General features: G+C 64.4%; 14 protein-coding genes and 1 pseudogene. 9 read left to right on the top strand and 6 right to left on the bottom strand.

Going from position 1 to position 19,355, the window contains the following annotated elements; all coding sequences use genetic code 11:
• Positions 1-19 precede the first annotated feature (19 nt).
• Positions 20-1,009, bottom strand: a complete 990-nt coding sequence (locus tag LB545_RS13960; RefSeq protein WP_224705281.1) for a TAXI family TRAP transporter solute-binding subunit — start codon at positions 1,007-1,009, stop codon at positions 20-22.
• A 337-nt stretch (positions 1,010-1,346) separates the two neighbouring features.
• Between LB545_RS13960 and minC the strand changes: the two genes are divergently transcribed.
• From minC to LB545_RS13940, 4 genes are all read left to right on the top strand, one after another.
• Entirely contained in the window at positions 1,347-2,192 is an 846-nt protein-coding gene (gene minC / locus LB545_RS13955) for a septum site-determining protein MinC (RefSeq protein ID WP_224705279.1), read from the top strand.
• Between the two features lie 173 nt (positions 2,193-2,365).
• Positions 2,366-3,181, top strand: coding sequence for a septum site-determining protein MinD (minD, locus tag LB545_RS13950; RefSeq protein WP_140500139.1), 816 nt, complete (start codon positions 2,366-2,368; stop codon positions 3,179-3,181).
• Positions 3,178-3,450, top strand: coding sequence for a cell division topological specificity factor MinE (minE, locus tag LB545_RS13945; RefSeq protein WP_140500137.1), 273 nt, complete (start codon positions 3,178-3,180; stop codon positions 3,448-3,450). Before minD ends, minE begins: the two co-directional genes overlap by 4 nt.
• Before the next feature lie 340 nt (positions 3,451-3,790).
• Positions 3,791-5,248, top strand: a complete 1,458-nt coding sequence (locus LB545_RS13940) for a hypothetical protein (protein ID WP_140898945.1) — start codon at positions 3,791-3,793, stop codon at positions 5,246-5,248.
• A gap of 167 nt (positions 5,249-5,415) precedes the next feature.
• Here the strand turns inward: LB545_RS13940 and LB545_RS13935 are convergent, their stop codons facing one another.
• Positions 5,416-5,952 carry a DUF6428 family protein gene (locus LB545_RS13935; RefSeq protein ID WP_140582464.1) on the bottom strand — a complete coding sequence of 179 codons (537 nt, stop codon included), beginning with the start codon at positions 5,950-5,952 and terminating at the stop codon, positions 5,416-5,418.
• 42 nt (positions 5,953-5,994) lie between these two features.
• Here LB545_RS13935 and LB545_RS13930 point away from each other — a divergent pair, with 42 nt between their 5' ends.
• From LB545_RS13930 to LB545_RS13915, 4 genes are all read left to right on the top strand, one after another.
• Entirely contained in the window at positions 5,995-6,348 is a 354-nt protein-coding gene (locus LB545_RS13930) for an ArsR/SmtB family transcription factor (RefSeq protein WP_140556429.1), read from the top strand.
• 85 nt (positions 6,349-6,433) lie between these two features.
• On the top strand, positions 6,434-6,847 hold the full coding sequence (arsC, locus tag LB545_RS13925; RefSeq protein ID WP_140739614.1) for an arsenate reductase (glutaredoxin): 414 nt from the start codon (positions 6,434-6,436) through the stop codon (positions 6,845-6,847).
• Entirely contained in the window at positions 6,828-8,066 is a 1,239-nt protein-coding gene (gene arsK / locus LB545_RS13920; protein WP_224705276.1) for an arsenite efflux MFS transporter ArsK, read from the top strand. Before arsC ends, arsK begins: the two co-directional genes overlap by 20 nt.
• A 129-nt stretch (positions 8,067-8,195) precedes the next feature.
• Positions 8,196-9,077 carry an EamA family transporter gene (locus LB545_RS13915; RefSeq protein WP_140657648.1) on the top strand — a complete coding sequence of 294 codons (882 nt, stop codon included), beginning with the start codon at positions 8,196-8,198 and terminating at the stop codon, positions 9,075-9,077.
• Positions 9,078-9,127: 50 nt separating this feature from the next.
• Here LB545_RS13915 and LB545_RS13910 read toward each other — a convergent pair whose 3' ends face one another.
• A complete protein-coding gene (locus tag LB545_RS13910; RefSeq protein ID WP_224705274.1) occupies positions 9,128-14,140 on the bottom strand; it encodes an autotransporter domain-containing protein in 5,013 nt (1,670 codons plus the stop codon).
• A gap of 225 nt (positions 14,141-14,365) precedes the next feature.
• Positions 14,366-15,325, bottom strand: a complete 960-nt coding sequence (locus tag LB545_RS13905; protein ID WP_140516087.1) for a helix-turn-helix transcriptional regulator — start codon at positions 15,323-15,325, stop codon at positions 14,366-14,368.
• 199 nt (positions 15,326-15,524) lie between these two features.
• On the opposite strand from LB545_RS13905, the gene LB545_RS13900 reads away from it, so the two are divergent.
• On the top strand, positions 15,525-16,661 hold the full coding sequence (locus LB545_RS13900; protein WP_224705272.1) for a helix-turn-helix transcriptional regulator: 1,137 nt from the start codon (positions 15,525-15,527) through the stop codon (positions 16,659-16,661).
• A gap of 155 nt (positions 16,662-16,816) precedes the next feature.
• Here LB545_RS13900 and LB545_RS13895 read toward each other — a convergent pair whose 3' ends face one another.
• Positions 16,817-19,114 carry a xanthine dehydrogenase family protein molybdopterin-binding subunit gene (locus LB545_RS13895; protein ID WP_140521465.1) on the bottom strand — a complete coding sequence of 766 codons (2,298 nt, stop codon included), beginning with the start codon at positions 19,112-19,114 and terminating at the stop codon, positions 16,817-16,819.
• A pseudogene (locus tag LB545_RS13890) lies at positions 19,111-19,355 on the bottom strand (xanthine dehydrogenase family protein subunit M); the annotation flags it as partial. The pseudogene LB545_RS13890 and the gene LB545_RS13895, both read right to left, overlap by 4 nt.

Below are 19,355 nucleotides of genomic sequence, written 5' to 3'. Positions count from 1 at the left end.
CCAGTTTGTTGATGGCCTCTTATTTCAGGGCGCCGACTTCCTTGTAGAATTTCTCCGCGCCCGGATGGAACGGAATGCCGGCGCTGGTGACCGCGTTCTGGAGCGTGATCAGCTTGCCCTTGGCATGACCAGCCTGCAGCGCCTTCTGGGTCTCGTCGCTGTAGAGCGACTTGACGATCTTGTAGATGAGGTCATCGGTCTGCTTGGCGCTGGTCACCCATTGCGCGGCGACCGAAATGGTCTTGGTCTCGCCGACATTCTTGTAGGTGCCCGCGGGCACGATGTCGGTCGAGAAGAACTTCTGTTCGGACAGGAGCTTGTCGGCCTCGGGGCCGGTGATCGGCACCAGCGTGATGTTGTTGGTGCTGGCAAGCTCGACGATGGCACCGGTCGGATAGCCGCCAACGAAGAAATAGGCGTCCATGGCGCCGTCTTGCAGGCGCTCGCCGGCCGGGCCGGGCTTGAGATATTCGGGCTTTACGTCCTTCTCCGTTAGACCGTAGGCGCCGAGCACCAGGCGCGCATCAACGATGGTGCCGGAACCCGGCTCGTCGAGGGAGACGCGCTTGCCCTTCAGATCCGCCACCGTCTTGATGCCGGCGTCGGCGCGCGCGACCAGATGGATGGTTTCAGGATAGAGCGTCGCAATGAGGCGCAGATCCTCTACCTTGGGCTTGCCCTCGTAGAGGCCGGTGCCCGAATGCGCCCAGTAGGCGACATCGGATTGCGTGAAGCCCGATTCGGAAGCGCCCGACTGGATGGCGCTGATGTTGGCCACCGAACCGTTGGAGGACGTGGCGCTGGCAACCAGGCCCTCGACGCCGGCCGGCCCCGTCGCCGAGATCGCGTTGGCGATCAGCCCGCCCACCGGATAGTAGGTGCCGGACGTGCCGCCGGTGCCGATACGGAAAAAAGCCTGCTGCGCGCGCGCCGGCGAAAACCCTGCCGCGGCCAGCGCCAAAGTGCCCGCGCCGGCGGAAAAGACGCGACGGTTGATCGAAACAGTCATACTACCTCCCGGTCAAAGATCGGCAGGATGTTGCATCAACCCAAGGATTGTCAACCTGCGCGCGCCTTTCGGAGAGGATCGGTCGTCGCTGGCGGTGGCTCCCCCGCTGTTGCCGTCATGGCGCATTTTGAGATCTAGCTTGTCGATTGAACGGCGGCAATCCGCTTGCTGACGCGGCGCTATCAACACATTCCGCGTGTTGTCAGCCGGCATCCGCAACTGGCGGTTAGCCGACCCTCCAATTTCTGGCGGCTTCCAAGGTGCCAGCCGTCTTTATTAACCATTTGTTAACCATTCGGCCGGCACCCTTTAACCATTGAGTAAGGATTCGCCAGCCGTGACCTTTGCCGCTCCCCTGGAGACCAAATCCATTCGCTTTCGCGCCCGTTCGTTCGTCGCTTTCACGCTGACGCCGGAGGCGCCGATCGGTGCTTGGTTGGAGGGGCTGGATCATTGGATCGGCAATTCGCCGGGCTATTTCTCAGGGCGGCCGGTGGTGCTCGATCTCAATGCACTGAAGCCTGCGGCCGACGAGATCGCGGCGCTGGTCGCTTCGCTCGGCACGCGTGGCATCCGGGTCTATGCCATCGAACTCGAAGGGGCCTCGCCCGGGCCCGAGCTGCCACCGCTGCTGGCTGGCGCCAAGGAGGCCACTTCAGATGGCCTGCTGGCGCAGCCCGGCCGCAACGGCAAGGCAGGCCTGGCGGAAGAGGCCGGCAAAACGGAAGCGGTGTCTTCGGAGCGCGGCAAGGAAACGGGCAAGCCCGACGAGGGCAAGGCCGAGGCTGGAAAGGTCAAGGCGGCCAAGGCGGCCAAGACAGAACAGCAAGCCGGCGCGGCGGAGCCGGCCCTGGCCGGAACGCTAATGGTCAAGTCGCCCCTTCGCTCGGGCCAGTCGATCTTTCATCCGCATGGCGATGTCATCGTGCTTGGATCGGTCGCTTCCGGTTCCGAGATCATCGCGGCGGGCTCGATCCATGTCTACGGCACGCTGCGCGGCCGCGCTATTGCGGGCTCGGAAGGCAATATTTCGGCGCGCATCTTCTGCCGCAGGAACGAGGCCGAGCTGCTCGCCATCGACGGCTGGTACACCACGGCGGAGGACATGGAAGGCGCCTCGCGCGGCAAGCCGGTGCAGGCCTTCCTCGAAGACGGCGTGCTGCGCGTCGTGCCGCTGAACTAGGGCGCCGGGATGAAAACGCCGAACCAGTTCTTGTCTTGTGCGACCGCGAACAGGACGCTCAGGTCCGCAAGGTTGGGACCGGTTTCGCGTGGGATGATGGCAGGTTCCAACAATAGCCGTGCGACGCACGGAGCAATAACAAACGACAACATCAGGCGACGGAGGCTTTTTTCATGGGCAAGGTAGTGGTGGTCACCTCAGGCAAGGGAGGTGTCGGCAAGACGACCTCGACGGCCGCATTGGGGGCCGCGGTCGCCAGGACCGGCAAGAAAGTGGCGCTGGTCGATTTCGACGTCGGCCTGCGCAATCTCGACCTGATCATGGGCGCCGAACGGCGCGTGGTGTTCGACCTCGTCAATGTCATCCAGGGCACGGCCAAGCTGTCGCAGGCGCTGATCCGCGACAAGCGCGTCGACACGCTGTTCCTGCTGCCGGCCTCGCAGACGCGCGACAAGGACGCGCTGACCGAAGAAGGCGTCGGCGAGGTGATCGAGAAGCTGCGCTCGGTGTTCGACTATGTGTTCTGCGATAGCCCGGCCGGCATCGAACGCGGCGCGCAGCTCGCCATGCGCTTCGCCGACGAGGCGGTCATCGTCACCAATCCGGAAGTGTCGTCGGTGCGCGATTCCGACCGTATCATCGGCCTGCTCGACGCCCGCACCATGCGCGCCGAACAGGGCGAGCAAATCGCCAAGCACGTGCTGGTGACGCGTTACGATGCCGGCCGCGCGGCTCGCGGCGAGATGCTGTCCATCGACGACGTGCTGGAAATCCTGTCGGTGCCGCTGCTCGGCATCATCCCGGAGAGCCAGGATGTGCTCAGGGCCTCCAATCTCGGTTCGCCGGTGACGCTGAGCGATCCGCTGAACGCCGCCGCCAAAGCCTATATCGAAGCGGCGCGGCGGCTGGAAGGCGAAGACCTGCCGGTCGTGGTTCCCTTCGAGCGCAAGGGCTTCCTCGACAGGCTGCTCGGAAGGAGGGCGGCATGAACATTCTCGACCTCTTCAAGCGGCGCTCCAGCGCGCCCGTGGCGCGTGAGCGGCTGCAGGTGCTGCTCGCCTACGAACGGCGCAGCCGTGGCCAGCCCGATCTCGTCTCCGTGCTGCGCGAGGAGATCATGGCCGTCATCGCCAAGCACGTGCAGATCGACCAGGACTATCTGCAAATCTCAATGGACCGCGGCGAGACCATGTCGACGCTGGAAATCGACATCCAGATCCCCAACAAAAGCGCCGTGCCGCTGGCCATGGCGGGCTGACTTTTACCCTCCCCTTGTGGGGAGGGTCGCTGCAAGCAGCGAGCGGAGTTGGCGCGGCGCTACAGGACGAGCATCCTCCAGCGCCAGCGCCCTCAGTCCTACCTTCCACGAGGGAAGGTAGGAGCCAGGATTTCCCGCATTCAGATTCCACCCAGAAATCGGGTGCGTCAATTCTGCAAAAAGACGGCCGTGGCATTGGTTGCCCGCCGCATTGCAACCCCAAATGTCCAACTTTACGCTCCCCCTAATGGGGGGCTTCCCCTGCGCAATCAGTGGATGTAAGCATACATATTAGCCAATTATTAAATACTGAATGGGGTATGCGTAAAGGGCATTCGTTATGAATTTCAAGGGTCTGATCAAGCGTGCCGAAGACGTAGATGATGCACTCCAGGAGCTGCAGGCCGATCTGGCGGACGCTCTGGATGCCAGCCTCGATACCGAATACGACGCGCCGCCGGACAGCGGCTATATCCCAGATTCCGCGCCAGGAGCCGAGGCCTCGGCACCCGAGGCCAATGCGGATGATGCGGATAATCCGGACGGCGCGGGCAACGCCGACGATACCGAAACCGCACCACGACTGACGCCCCATACCCAGACCCGGATGGCGGCATTGAGTGCCTTCGAAGGGATGTTCCATGACGCCAGGAACTATATGGACGAGATCAACGGCAAATTGTCGGAGATCGCTACCTCACACCATTTGACGCGCGAGTTCCTCAACATCCTCCACACCGATATTCTTCGCGCCAACGAGCTGGAGCTCGCAAATGGCGACCTGGTCGCGGAACAAAGAACGCTGTCGGAAAAGCTGCACGACACGGCAAGAAAGCTGCGCGAGCGTGAAAGCGCCTGCGAATTGCTGCAACAGCGCGAGACAAGCCTGGTCCAGGACAGGGAGGCGCTTCGCGCAGCGCTCGCAGCGGCCAGGCTGGAACTTGCCGAAACGGCCAATGCGGGCGCAAAACGCGACGCGGAGTTCGGTGACATCGCCAAGCGGCTGACGGCCAGGGCGGTCGAGGCCAACAGGCGCCTGCGCGAGAGCAAGATGCTGCGGGAAAAACATGTCAGCCTGTCGATCGAGCTCGACAAGGCGCTGAAGCGAGAAACCCAGACGCGCCACAGGCTCGACGAGCTCTCGACGATCCATGCCAGCGAAGCAGCGCGGCTTGCCGAACTGCTGACCGCGCTCGGCAAGAGCGAGAAGGAGGAGATGCGGCTCCAGAAATCACTCGAGACCGCGCAGGCGAAGCTGTCGGAAATGACCGAAGCGGCCAGCATGATGGAAGGCGACAGGCAAGCTGAACTCGCCCGCAGCCAGACGGAAATGCGCGGATTGCGTTCCGAGATCCAGGACCTGCAATCACGGCTGGAGCGGGCCTCGCACGAGAACAGCGAGGCCACAGCCGAGATCGCCAGGCTCAAGACCGACTTGAACGACACGCTGGCCGAAAAGAAAATCGCCGATCAAAAGTTGTCCTCGCTCACCGACGAGAACGAAAACGACAAGACGAGCCTTTCGAAAGCGAACGCCAATCTTTCGCAGCTTGCGCTGCAACAAGCATCGGAACAGATACAGCTGGATGTCCAGAGGCAGGAATGCGAGGACCTCAAAGCTGAAATCGCGTCGCTCAATGCGCGGATCAAGGAATTGCTGCCTTACGAGCGGCTTCACAAGGCCACCAACGGCAGATCGCGCGAGGCCGACGTGGTCGACATCGCCGCCGTTGTGGCGGAGAAAGCCCGTGGAACGGGCAGGCGGCGCATCCGCAGGAATCTCCGCGCCACGCCGTAGCTCATTTCGCCGGCATGACCGCAGGTCCCACTGCGGGGCAGCGTTCCGCGCCCGCTGCCTCAACGCGATCACACGCCGCCGCCGCGGCGCAAATCGCTGAACTGAGGGAGCGGAAGGCTGTCTTGGCCGTCAAGACGGCGCCAAGCCATCTGCTTGGCTGCGAAACATCAGCCGCAGCAAGGTTGCGGTCCGGCCGAAGGTCCGCAACAGGCCTTGGCTTTCCTCTCCTCCTCCAGCCAGCGGTCACGCGGCTTGCAGCTTGCCGGCCGCGGCGAAAGCTCGACATGCACCGCATCACCCGCGAGCCGGGGGAGCGCGGCGCGGTAGAGCTGCATCGGGCGCACGCCGTCGCTGACTTCGAAAGTGAGCTTGGCGGAATGGTCGAGGCCGACATGCTCCGTCACCTTGCGGATGATCGCCGAGAATTTCCCGGCCGGCATATGCGTGCGGTCCTCCTCGACGTCCCAGAGCTGCACGAAGATCTCGGCCCAGGATTCCGGGTTTGCACCGCAGTCCAGCGCAGCGAACTGGCCGGCCTTCACTTCGGTGACGTGGTAGCCAGGTCGCACCGGCCGGCCGTCATAGAAGAACACCAGCGGCCGGTCCTTGTAGCCCGCCAGAAACTCCAGCAGGCCAGCGATGGTGATGTCGTCGGGATCAACGACGTCAGCGGGTTCAAATTCCCGATTGTCAGAAACGAGCATGTGCGGTAATCCTTGTTTCAACGTTTTTAGGATTGTTGAAATATGGATGAACGTCAAGCCCTTTCCGCCTTTGCGGCCCTTTCGCAAGAAACTCGCCTGCGCATCCTGCGGCATCTGGTGATTGCCGGTCCGGACGGGATTGCCGCCGGCGCCATCGCCGAAAAAGTCGAGGTCTCGGCCTCGAATGTGAGCTTCCACCTGAAGGAGCTCGAGCGGGCAGGGCTGATAAGCGTGCGGCGCGATTCGCGCTCCATGGTCTACAGCGCCGAATATGACGCGTTGAGCGGCCTCATCCGTTTCCTGATGGAGGATTGCTGCTCCGGCCGGCTGGAGATCCGCGCTTCGGCGTTGGCTCCAGACTGCTGCGCCGCCGATGTGAAGGGACCGGTTCAGTGATCGTCGCGCCGACAGCCCAGGCGATCGTCCCGACCGCGCCGCATCAGCAATCCGAAATCCAACCTCTTGCCGTCGAGGCCAAGCCATGACCGCTACGATCTTCCACAATCCCGACTGCGGCACCTCGCGCAACACGCTTGCCATGATCCAGGCGAGCGGCGAGAAGCCTGACATCATCGAGTATCTGAAACATCCGCCCAGCCGGGACCGCTTGCGCCAGCTGGTCGCCGCCATGGGAATTCCCGCGCGCGCCTTGCTGCGCGAAAAGGGTACGCCCTATGCCGAACTCGGCCTGGGTGACGCCAAATGGACCGATGAACAGCTGATCGACGCCATGCTGAGGCATCCGATCCTGATCAACCGGCCGATCGTCGAGACGCCCAAGGGGACGCGGCTGTGCCGTCCGTCCGAGCTCGTGCTCGATCTGCTCGACCATCCGGTGGCCCGCTTCGCCAAGGAAGGCGGCGAGGTAGTGATCCATGACCGTGGCATCAAGTGATCGAAGCCTTTCCGATCTCGAATTCCCGGAGCGCTCGCCGCTGACCGCCATTGCCGCCCTCGGCGTCACCCAGATCATCGGCTACGGCACGCTGTACTACAGTTTCAGCATTCTCGCCGCCGATATGGCCAGGGATCTGGACTGGCCGACCGAATGGATTTTCGGCGCGCTCTCGGCGGCTCTGCTGGTTGGCGGCCTGACGGCGCCCTGGCTCGGAAACTGGATCGACCGCTTCGGCGCCGGCAAGATCATGACCGCCGGCTCGATCCTTGCCGCGGCTGCGCTCGCCGCCTGTGCCTACGCGCCGGCGGCCGGGGCCTTCGTGGCGGCGCTGATCGTGCTGGAAGTGGCATCGAACCTGGTCCAGTACGGCGCCGCTTTCGCGCTGCTTGTGCAGATAAGGCCGCGCGCGGCGCAACGTAGCATCACCTATCTCACCCTCATCGCCGGCTTCGCATCGACCGTGTTCTGGCCGATCACCTCGGCCCTGCACGCGCAGATGTCATGGCGAACCATCTATCTCGTCTTCGCGGGGCTGAACCTGCTCGTCTGCCTGCCGCTGCACGCCTGGCTCTCCCACGGGCTGGCCAAGAGCAGGCGATCGGCGACCGAGCCGCCACGGCATGTCCAGGGATCGCTTCCGGCCTCGGCGCGGCCGCTCGGCTTCGCGTTGATGGTCATCGCCTTTTCGCTGCAGAACCTGCTTGGCGCCGCTGTCCTGGTGCATATGGTGCCGCTGCTTTCCGGACTTGGCCTCGGGGCGACCGCCGCCATCGTCGGAACGCTGTTCGGGCCGTCACAAGTGTTGAGCCGCTTCATCAACATGATCTTCGGCATCAACCTGCCGCCATTGACGCTGGCCATCATCTCGGCCGGCCTGATGACGAGCGGGGTCGTTGTGCTGAACTGCACGGCGCCTTCCGTCGTAGGCGCGATGGTTTTCGCCGTTGTCTTCGGCATGGGCAACGGGCTTTTCAGCATCGTCATCGGCGCCCTGCCGCTGACATTGTTCGGCAGTGCGGACTATGGCCGGCTGCAGGGGCGCGTCACATCGGCCCGGCTGCTCGTTTCGGCCGTCGCGCCGTTTGCGCTGGCCTTTGCCATCGTCAATGTCGGCACTGCCTGGTCGCTGGGGGCCATGGCGTTTCTGGGCGGCACCGCGCTGTTGGTCCTGACAGCGATCACGAGACTGCCGAACGCGCGCAACGGCCGCGTCTGAGGGCGGCCGACTCGTCCGGCCCTTTCTTGCCCCATCGAGATGCCGGTCCTGCCTCACGACGGACGGGCCGGTTCGCCCTATCTCCCATGACGCAGCGTTTGCCTGATGGCGCACGGAGGACGGGATCAAGTGACATCGACGCCGGTTGTCGGTCGTGAAGCGGCGCCTTTGCCCGTGATGGCGCTGTTGGGGGCCATGGTGTCGATCCAGATCGGCGCTACTTTCGCCAAGAGCCTGTTTCCGGTGATCGGCGCGCAGGGCACGACGACGCTGAGGCTGGTCGTCGGCGCGCTGATGCTGATCGCCGTGCTGCGGCCCTGGCAGATGCGGCCTTCGCGCGCCACCATGCCGTGGCTGGTCGCCTATGGCGTGACGCTGTGCGCGCTCAATCTCCTGTTCTACGCCGCGCTCGCCACGATTCCGCTCGGCGTCGCGGTGGCGCTGGAATTTTCAGGACCGCTGCTGGTGGCGACGCTGACCTCGCGGCGGGCGGGCGACTTTGCCTGGATCGCGTTGGCGGTCGCCGGCATCGTGCTGTTGTCACCCTTCATCCGTTCGCTCCAGCCGCTCGATCCGATTGGGGTGATGCTGGCGCTGGCGGCCGGCGGTTTCTGGGCGCTCTACATCGTGCTGGCGCAGAAGGCGGGCGCCGAGCTCGGCACCCGCACCACCGCCTACGGCATGGCGATTGCCGCCGTGCTGGTGCTGCCTTTCGGCGTGGCGCAGGCGGGAGCGGGCCTGCTCGCGCCGTCGATCCTGGTCAGTGCCTTGCTCGTCGGCCTGTTCTCGAGCGCGCTGCCGTTCTTTCTGGAGATGGTGGCGCTGACCCGGATGCCGGCCCGCATCTACGGCACGCTGACGTGCCTGGAGCCAGGGCTCGGCGCGCTGGCCGGCTTCCTGTTCCTGCATGAGAGCCTGACCGCGCCGCAACTGGCCGGCATCGCCGCCGTCATCGTCGCGGCCGCCGGCACCGCACTGACCTCGAAGCCGCCGGTGCCGTCGCCGGAGTAGGGCGGATCAGCGTGCAGGTTCGTGCTGCAAAGCCGTTTCGTCACCGTCGTTCAGAACTTCACGCCCAGATCGACCTTCGCGCCCTGGTCGACCGTGCCACTGCCGAACTGGCCGGTATAGGACAGGCCGAGCGTCGCATTGGCCGACATGTTGAGATCGAGGCCGGCCTCGATCACCGCGGCATCCCTGGCGATCGGCACACCGGCGATGGTGAATTGATCGCGGCCGGCGAAGGCGAAAGCGGAGGTCGGCGTGACATCGCCGAAGGCGTGACGCCAGCCGAGCATGCCGCGAGCGGTGGCATCGATGCCGCCAAGCGCGAAGTCGGTCGCGCCGCGAAGGCCGAGCGTGGTGAAGGTGGCGTCGGTTCTTGTGCTGGCGCTGGTCAACGCCGCGGCACCACCCGTTTCGGTGAAGCCGTCGGTGTGCACGCTGACATAGGCGAGGTTGGCGAAGGGCTCGAAATGGAAGCTGCTGCCGGCATCGGCCTTGTAAGCGAGTTCGCCGAACACCTGCGCGGTGCCGGCATCGTAGTCGGCCGACAGTTGATCGGCAAAGCCGTTGAAAGCAACCGAGCGCCTGGTCGAGATGCTGCTCCAGCTATAGGCCGCTCCGCTGCGGAAGGCGATGGCGCCCCAGTTGGTGCCGCCATAGAGACCGAGATGGTAGCTGTCACCCTTGCCTGATGAATCGCGGTCGTCGGCATCGAAGGAGGAATGGCCGTAGCCGCCGAGCACGCCGACACGCCAGCCGCCGACCAAAGTATCGGCGCCGGCCAGCAGGCCGCCGGTCGAGCGGTCGAAGGCGGCGGCATTGCCGTCGCTATCGGTATTGCTCCACGAACCGAACACCTGGCCCCAGACGGCGAAGCGGTCGGTATCGGCCGCCACCATTTCCGGTCCACCCTCGCCATAGGCCATGACCGGCAGCGCCGCAGCGCCGCCATCGCCAAAGGCAGCAGCAATGCGATTGCTGGCCACGTCGCGGACGAAGCGGCTGTCTTCAAACAGCATGCTCTTGGCCGAGGCGTGGATTTCCCCGGAAAGCTGGTCGAAGGCGTCCTGGGCGGCTGCTTCGCTCGGCAAAGCAAATATCGCATCGAACAGCGGATTGCCGCTGCCAAGACTTTCGGCACCACCGCCGGTGGCGATCTGGTTTGGCGTCAGGCCGACATCGGCGAAGGACTTTGCCTGCACCGCGTCGATGTAGACATGCGTCGGATCGTAATTGGCGTAAAGGCCGGTGAAAAGGCCCAGTCCGCTGATTGTGTAGGTGCCGATGACGCCCGCGTCGGCCTGCAGAACCGTGTAATGCGTGCCCGGCACGTAAGGCGCTGCGTCCGTCTTGACCATTTGGAGGATCGCGCCGGAGGCGATGCTCGCCGTGCCCGTCGCGTGGATGAGATCGGACTGGCCGGTCGAGGTCAGCTCGACCTGGTAGATCGAGCCGGCCGCCTGGTCGAGATTGCCGGCGACGTGGAGCGTACCGATCGAATTGCCGGGTGCGATGATGCCGCCCGACCGCGCCATGACACCACCCACCGTGCCGTTGCCGCCCAGCGTGCCACCGAAGATCGTCACCAGCGAATTGGCCAGCGAACCATTTACGGCCAGCCGCCCGCCATCCACATTGGTGGCACCGGTGAAGCCGCTCGAATCGGCGGTGAGGTTCGTCGCGCCGGCGATCTGGTTGATCGTGCCCGCGCCACCGATCGCCGACGCGAAGGCGTGGTTCGTATCGGTGTGGTTGAAGTTGATCGCACCCGCGCCCGGCCCGAACTGGACGCTCGCCGCATTGAGCGTGCCCGCGGCCGCCGCTGGCGATCCGCTCGCCGCACCGATGTTGAGCGTGCCGACGGAGCCCGCCATGGCGGCGATGTTGACCACGCCGCCGCTCGACACCGCGCCGCCATTGGCAATCGTCAGCGTGCCTGTTCCACTAACGCCGACATCGAGATCTCCGCTGCTGGCCCATGTCGAGCCGGCGCCGCTGACGTTGGCCATGCCGATGGACCCGGCATAAAAGCCCAGATAGCCATCTGTGTTGGCGACCTTGCCACCGTTCGAGACGGCCAATGATCCCGTGCCACCCTGACCGACCTGAAGGAGGTTGCTGCTGGTCCAGCTTGAGCCTGCGCCGCTGACGATTGCCGTGCCCACCGCCCCGGCGTCAAAGCCCAGATACCCAGCAGCGCTGGTGACGATACCTCCGTTTGAGATCGCCAGCGTGCCGGTGCCGTCTTCGCCGAGATAAAGGGAAGCATTATTGGCCCAAACCGAGCCGACGCCGTCGACTGTCACCGAGCCGATGGCGCCCGCGGCGGAGCCTACGGTGCTCACCAGGTTGACGACGCTGCCGCCGTTCGAGATCGTCAACTTGCCCGTGCCGGAATCGCCGATGCGCAGGTCCGAGAAATTGATCCAGTGCGAACCCGACCCATCAACGGTGGCGATGCCTGTGGAACCCCCAGCCTTGCCCAAATAGCCGGTCTGGTTGCTGGCGGTGCCGCCATTGGTGATCGCCAGCGTGCCCGTACCTTGGTCGCCGACGCTCAGGTTCGAACTGTTTGCCCAAATCGAGCCGGCACCGTCGACCGCTACCGTGCCGAGCGAACCCGCGGCGTAGCCAATCAAGCCCAAGCCATTGCTGACCATGCCGCCGTTCGAAACCGTCACCGTGCCCGTGCCAAAGCCTCCGACATAGAGGTCCCCGCTGTTCGTCCACTTCGATCCCGCGCCGTCAACCGCCGCCATGCCGGTCGAACCGGCAATGTAGCCGATATAGCCCCAGCCATTGCTGACCGTGCCGCTGTTCGAGATCGTCAGAGTACCCGTGCCGAAACCGCCTACGAACAGGTCCGAGCTGTTGTTCCAGGCCGCCCCCCCACCGTCGACCGTTACCGTGCCGGTCGAGCCCGACAATGTGCCCACATAGCCTGTGGTATCGCTGACCTTGCCGCCGTTCGAGATATTCAGCGTGCCGGTACCCTGATCGCCGACGAACAGGTTGGAACTGTTTGTCCAGGTCGATCCCGTGCCGTCGACCGTCACCGTGCCGGCGGAACCCGAATCGAAACCAACGAAGCCCAGGCCACTGCTGACCGCGCCGCCGTTGAGGATGTTCAGTTCGCCGGTGCCGGCGGAACCGACAACAAGAGCTACGCTGGCCCAGGTCGAGCCTATACCGTCGACCGTTGCCGTGCCGGTGGAGCCGGCAACGTTGGCTAAAATGCCGTTCTGATTGCTGACCGCGCCCTTGTTCGAGACCGCCAGCGTACCCGTGCCCTGATCGCCAACGATCAGGTCCGAGCTGTTGGTCCAGGTCGAGCCGGCGTTTTCGACGAACACAGTGCCGGTCGAATCTGCTTTCGCGCCAATGACCGCCGAGCTGTTCTTGACGACCCCGCCGTGGGAGATCGCCAGTGTTCCGGTACCGAAATCGCCCACAGCCAGGTTGGAGCTGTTGGTCCAGGTCGAGCCGGCGCCGTCGACGAACACGAAACCGGTCGAACCTACTTTCGCGCCGATATTCCCCGAGGCGTTGCTGACCACGCCGCCGCTCCCAACCAAGAGCGTGCCGCTGCCGCTATCGCCGACGAATAGATCCGAGCTGTTGGTCCAGGTCGAGCCGGAACCGGTGACCGTCGCGAAGCCGATAGAGTCCGTCAGCGCGCCGATCGTGCCGATGGCGCTGCTGACCGCGCCGCCGCCCAAGATTGTGAGCGCACCCTGGCCTTGGTCGCCGATGAACAGGTTGGAAGTGTTTGTCCAGGACGATCCGTTACCGTCGACCGCCACCGTGCCAGTGGAGCCCGCGGCATAGCCCGCATATCCCACCGAACTGGTGACTTTGCCGCCATTCGTTATCGTCAGCGTGCCGAAACCCCCGTTGCCGACCGCGAGCGCGGCGTTGGCCCAGGTGGAGCCAACGCCATCGACGGTTGCCGTGCCACTGGAACCCGCCAGGTTACCCAAAATGCCGCTCAGGTTGCTGACTTTGCCGCCGTTCGAAACCGTCAGCGTACCGGTGCCCTGATCGCCGATGAACAGGTGGGAAGCGTTGGTCCAGGTCGAGCCCGTGCCGTCGACGATGACCGTACCCGTGGAGTTTGAATTCTTGGCAATTGTGCCTACGCTGTCGGTCACCTTGCCGCCGGCGGAAACGATCATCGCGCCCGTGCCAATCTGTCCAACCGTCAGGTTCCCGCTGTTTGTCCATGTCGACCCCGTGCCGGAGACATTGACCGTGCCGTGAGAGCCGGCATTCGCGGCGACAACGGCGGTCACATCCGTCGCCGTTGCTCCGCTGAAGATGTCCAGAAATCCGGTGCCCTGATCGCCGACAGTTACCTGGGAAGCATTCGTCCAGGCCGAGCCTAGCCCCGTCACCAAAACGGTGCCGGAGGCCGAGAAACTCCCGCCAATATTGGCAAGATCATCCGACAACAGGCCGCCATTTGAAACCGTCACCGATCCGGTGCCGCCGAAACCGACATAGAGATTGCCCGCGCTGTTCCATTGCGACCCGGTGCCGTCGACCGTGGCCGTTCCAACGGAGCCGGAATTATAACCGACAAAACTACTGCCATCATTCATAACACCGCCGCTGGCAACGTTCAGCGTGCCGGTGCCGCCATATCCAAGGGCGAAACTAGCGAAAGTACTCCACGAGGAGCCGACGCCGGTGATCGTTGCCGATGCATTGGCGGTTGCCGAATATGCCAATGTACCGTCTTGGCTGGTCAGAGTGCCGGCATTCGAAATGGTCAGATCACCGGTCGAGGAAGAGCCATTTGCTATGGTGACACCGGCGGCAAAAGCATTTGCGCCGTTGATGACAGTCGGGTTGACGGCGCTTGTGTTGATAGTGACATTATCGGCCGCTGTCGGCACCGACGCTGGGGTCCAGTTTCCGGCCGTGAACCAGTTCGTGGAGGCAGCACCGGTCCAGATCTCGGCTGCCGCCGCGGTGAGCGGCTGACCAAGACCGACCAGCGCGGTCGAAGCCAGCAACAGATACTTCATCCCCGTCGCCTTGCGGCCTGCAAATGTGTTCTGCGGCATCCAAACCCCTGACATGATAGTCATTTCACCCTGAGGCTGACATGTCATTGGAGCTCGGGCTTGTCTTGGGCAGGGCCGCACTGGAATTGGACTGGAGCGAAAAGCCGAGCCTTTTGCGCGCACTGTGGCAGTTCTGCGCCACGATCGCGCAGGTGCCGCTCCACCGGCCTCTCAAAGAGAGAATCGGACGCCGCGCCAGGGCCGGCCACAGAAAGTGCCGCAACCCTATCTGGCGCTGGTCGGCGTATAGCCGAAACGGCGACGAAAGCAGCGATTGAAATACGATACATCGCTGAACCCGCTCGTCATCGCGATATCGCTGACCCGCATGTCGCTGTGTCTCTGAGAGAGCATCCTATGGGCGCTCTGCAACCGCAGTTCGAGAACGCGCTCGGAGAAGCTCACTCCGGTTTCCTGAAGGAGATCATGGACGTAGCGCGCCGACAGGCCGAGCTGTTGCGCGACACCTTGGGCGGAGATGCCAGGATCGGCGAAATCCTCGGCAATCGTTGCCAGGATCGCCTCCAGCCTGGCGGCGCGCAGGCCGCGAAGGCCGACCAATTCGGCAGCCCGGCCTTTCGCCCCGGTCACCAGGCCGATCAGGTCCACGATCGTGTCCGTCGCATGGGTTATGAGATCGGCCGAGGCGAGCGGGCTGCCGCTTTCAAGAAGCTCGCAATAGCGCTTGAGAAGATCGAGGGCTTCGTTGTCGGCGCCGATCTTCAACCCCAGCCGGTCGTCGATCTGCGGGAAGGCGCGCATGAGGACCGCGCGTGGGACCACCACATTGGTCCAGATATTGCTGTCGGCACCGGTCATTTTCAGCGCCTCCGAGGCCGTGACGAGGACCGCTTCTCCCCGACCGACGGCATATTCGCGGCCGACCTGCACGCCCGACAAGAGGGTGTCGGCCTTGTTGATCAACAGCAAATAGCCGTCATTGTCGTCCTCGGCGATGTTGCTCGCCTTCCTTGTCGCCTGCTTGATCGTTCCGGACATCTGACCGAGAACCAGTGAACCGACAGCCGTGGCTTCGATCGAGGCCTCGAAGGGCAGGTTTTCCGATATGCCGTATTCCACCGACCAGATTTCCGCGACGTGGATGTCCTGCCACAGGGAAAATCGCTCGCGTTCGCCAAGATGCGGCGGCAACTGAGCCGATGAAAACACCGTCTTTCGCGACAATGGAAAACCTCGATAAAGTATCCGCGCTTAAAAAATACCGATCGCCATACTTTCAATCGGCAGAATAACCGGCAACAGTGGCGGCTGGCGTCAAGCAATCGAGTTGAATCCTAATCGAGATCGGCCAGGAGTGGCGTCATCCAAAAGTATGACGCCACAAAATTCTCCGAGGCGAGATCGCAGTGTGTCTGGAGGCGTGGTGGAGAGGCTGAGCAGCGAAGTCCTTGGTTCCATTATCGGCGATATCTACGATTGCGTTTTGAACCCGGAAGGCTGGGCCGGGGTCATGACCCGGATCACGACGGCCATGGACGCGGCCTATACAACCATCGCGCTCGCCAGCACCGCCGACAATCATGGCCGCTTCGCCGCTCAATCGCCCTGGAATCCCGTGCAAATGCGCGTGCTCCAGGACTATGACTTTGATGCAATTCCCGGTCTGAAGACGGCGGTCATCGGCGACGTCGACACGCCCGTCGCGACGCTGTCGCTGATGAGCGAAGCCGAACTCGGGCAGACGGCATTTTTTCAGAATTGGGCCGAACCGCAGGGATTGCGCGAAGCCTGCATCACCAAATTCGTCCACACATCGGACCGGATCGGGCTCATGGGTTGCACCACATGGGCCGACAGGGGGATCATATCAGCCGAGGACCAACATTTCCTGGCGTTGCTCTCGCCGCATCTGCGCCGTGCTTCCCTGATCGGAGACCTGCTCGACCAGGCTCGCGTTACCGCCAGCCTTTACCGCCAGGCGCTCGACAATCTCGCAGTGCCTGTCGTGCTTGCCGGCGCCAACGGGGCCATCCTCCATGCCAATGGCGCTGCCGAACGGATGTTGTCGGCGCAAGGTCCGATTCTTTCCAGGAACGGCCTGCTCCAGGCGCAGAATCCGGCGGTCGCCCGCGCCCTGCTGGAAGCGATCGCCAGCGCCGCGAACGCAGATGCTTCGCTTGGCGCCCGGGGCATAGGACTGCCGGTCTCGGCCCCAGGCCGGCCGCCCGCTGTCGCCTATGTGCTGCCGCTGACCGAAGGAACCGCGCGCGCGGCTTTCCGGCCGGCATGCGCGGCTGTCTTCATATCGACCACAACGTCGGCTTCTCCTCTCCCGGAGGCCGTCCTGACCACGCTGTTCGACCTTACGCCCGCGGAGGCGCGGGTCCTGCTGCGGATCGGCAGCGGATTGTCGGCGTCGAAGAGCGCTTTGTCGCTCGGCATCGGCGAAAACACCTTGAAGACACACCTCAATCGTATCTTCGCCAAAACCGGGACGAGACGCCAAGCCGATCTCGTCAAGCTCGTCTCGGACATAGGCACGCCCCTGGCAGCGCATTGAGGCTAAGGCGTAGTCTCGCCGCAAGGGCGGAGATCAGCCTCACCGCCGCCAGGGCGGCTCCGGCGCGAAGCGCTTGCCGGGATCGCGCCTGGCCGCCCCCCTCTGGCCTGCCGGCCATCTCCCCCTCAAGGGGGGAGATTGCTCGCTTCCACCGCTCAGATCAGCTTCTCCAGCGTGATCGGCAAATCGCGGACGCGCTTCCCCGTCGCGTGGAACACCGCGTTGGCGATCGCCGGCGCCACGCCGACGATGGGCAGTTCGCCGACGCCCTTGCCGCCGAGCACCGAGGAGTGCGGGTCGGGGATGCCGACCGAAATCACCTCGATGTCGGGAATGTCGGCATTGGTCGGCACCAGATAGTCGGCGAGGTTGTTGTTGACGATGCGGCCGTGGCGGCGGTCGATGATGCCTTCTTCCAGCAACGCTTGGCCGATGCCCATGATGATGCCGCCCTTCCACTGGCTTTCCGCCAGCTTCGGATTGTAGAGCCGTCCCGAATCCAGCGCCGACACGACGCGCGAGACCCGCACGGTGCCGAAATCCTCGTCGACGCGGACCTCGATGAAATGCGCGCACCAGGAATGGCGGGAATAATCGCCTTCCGTGTGCGGCAGCGCCATGGCGATGGTGGTGTAGTTCCTGTAGCGGTCCTCGGCACTCGAATTGGCCGGCATGGTATCGCCTGTCGCCTCGATGCGATCGCGGCCGACGCTTTTGAGGAGCTCGGCGATCGACACATCGGGGCCGTCGCCACGCGGTGCGGTGATGCGGCCATTGGCGACGACCAGCGTGTTGGCCTGCAGCGCATGGAAGGGCGAGCGCGGGTCGCTGATCGCCAACCCGACCAACTGGTCGAGCGCCGAGGTCGCGGCCTTGTAGACGGCGCCCGTCATGACGCCGGCCAGGCGCGAGCCGCCGGCGACGCCGGCGCGGGGGAAGCGGGAATCGCCCAGCTTCACCACGACGTCGTCGGCCGGCACGCCAACCGTCTCGGCCGCCGTCTGCGCCAGGATGGTGTAGGTGCCCTGGCCCATGTCGATCGAGGAGCTTTCGACCTCGACCGAGCCGTCGGCCAGGATGCGCACGATCGCCTCGCCATAGGCGCGCCGCACCGGATAGGTGCCTGCGGCCACGCCCCAGCCGATCAGATGGTTGCCGTCGCGCATCGAACGCGGCTCCGGTGAGCGCCTGGCCCAGCCGAAGCGCTCGGCGCCCGTGGCAAAAGCCTCGCGCAACTGCCTGGTGGACCAGGCTTTTTTCACTTCCGGGTCCTGCTCGGCATAGTTCCGCAGCCGGATCTCCAGCGGGTCGATGCCAACCTCATAGGCGAGCTCGTCGATGGCGCTTTCGATGCCGAAGGCCGAGGGGTTCTCGCCCGGCGCGCGCATGGCGCCCGGCACCACGGAATTCACCCGCACGACGTTCTGCCGGGACGAAAAGTTCGGCGTCGCGTACATGATCGAGGTAACCGAGGCCAACGGCTCCACCCACATGCCATCGATCGACGTTTCATTGACGCCGCGATGCACGATCGACTGGATTTTTCCTTCCGCATCCGCGCCGAGCGCCACCGTCTGGCGCGTCGCGGCGCGGCCGCCATAGCCGGTGAAGGTCTGCGGGCGCGTCATCACCAGGCGCACCGGCCGGCCGAGCATTTTGGCTGCACTCGCGGCAACCGCGCCGTGGCCGAGCGCCAGCGCCTTGGAGCCGAAGCCGCCGCCGATATAGGGCGAGACCAGCCGCACATTCTCGAACGGCACATCGAACCACTCGGCATAGGTGCGCGCCATCCCATCGAGCCATTGGCTCGGCTCCCACACGGTGAGCCGGTCGCCCTCCCAGCGGGCGATCAGGCCGTGCGGCTCCATCGGCGCCTGGTATTCGCGCGGCGTGTTGTAGGCGGCGCAGATCCGGACCGGGGCGGACGCAAAGGCAGCCTGCGCGTCGCCCCATTCCTTGGTCATGGCCTCGATCGGAATGCCGTCGCCGGCTTTGGCATCGTTGAGGTCGACGATGGCCGGCGTCTCGTCATAGTCGACCTTGACCAGGGCCGCTGCCGCAACCGCCTGCTCGAAGGTTTCCGCGACCACGGCGGCGATATGCTGGCCCGAAAAGCTGATGTCGCGCGCCAGCGGGCAATAAGGCTTGTCGGGCGGGGGCGTGCCGAACCAGTCCGACGCGGTTTTCAGGGCCATGATGGTGTCCGGCGTCAGCACTTGCAGCACGCCGGGCGCCGCCTCAGCCTGCGCCGTATCGATGGCGCGCACCTTGCCGGAAGCGATCGTGCTGTCGACCAGCACGCCATAGGCCAGGTCTTCGAGCTGCTGTTCGACGGCGTATTTGGCTGCGCCGGTGATCTTGGCCGGGCCGTCGACGCGCGACAGCCGGCCTCCGACGGCTTGTGCCAGCACGCCGTCGGAGGCGTCGCCATGTCTTGCGATGTGAACGGTCATGCCGCTTCTCCCAGTTTGAGGATCGCTCTGGCCACCACGCGCGGCGCGAGCTCGATCTTGTAGTGGTTGGCGCCATGGTCGACGGCGCCCTCGACGGCGAGCAGGCTGGCCGCGCGGACAACCTCAGGCTCCAGCACCTTGCCTTTAAGCGCCTCTTCCACGGTGCGCGCCCGCCAGGGCTTGGTGGCAACGCCGCCGAGCGCGACGCGCAGGTCGCGGACGGTGCGCCCGTGGGCCCCGC

This window comes from Mesorhizobium sp. BR1-1-6 (assembly GCF_020165355.1).
Classification (GTDB): domain Bacteria; phylum Pseudomonadota; class Alphaproteobacteria; order Rhizobiales; family Rhizobiaceae; genus Mesorhizobium.
This window is presented reverse-complemented; position numbering and strand designations above follow the sequence as displayed.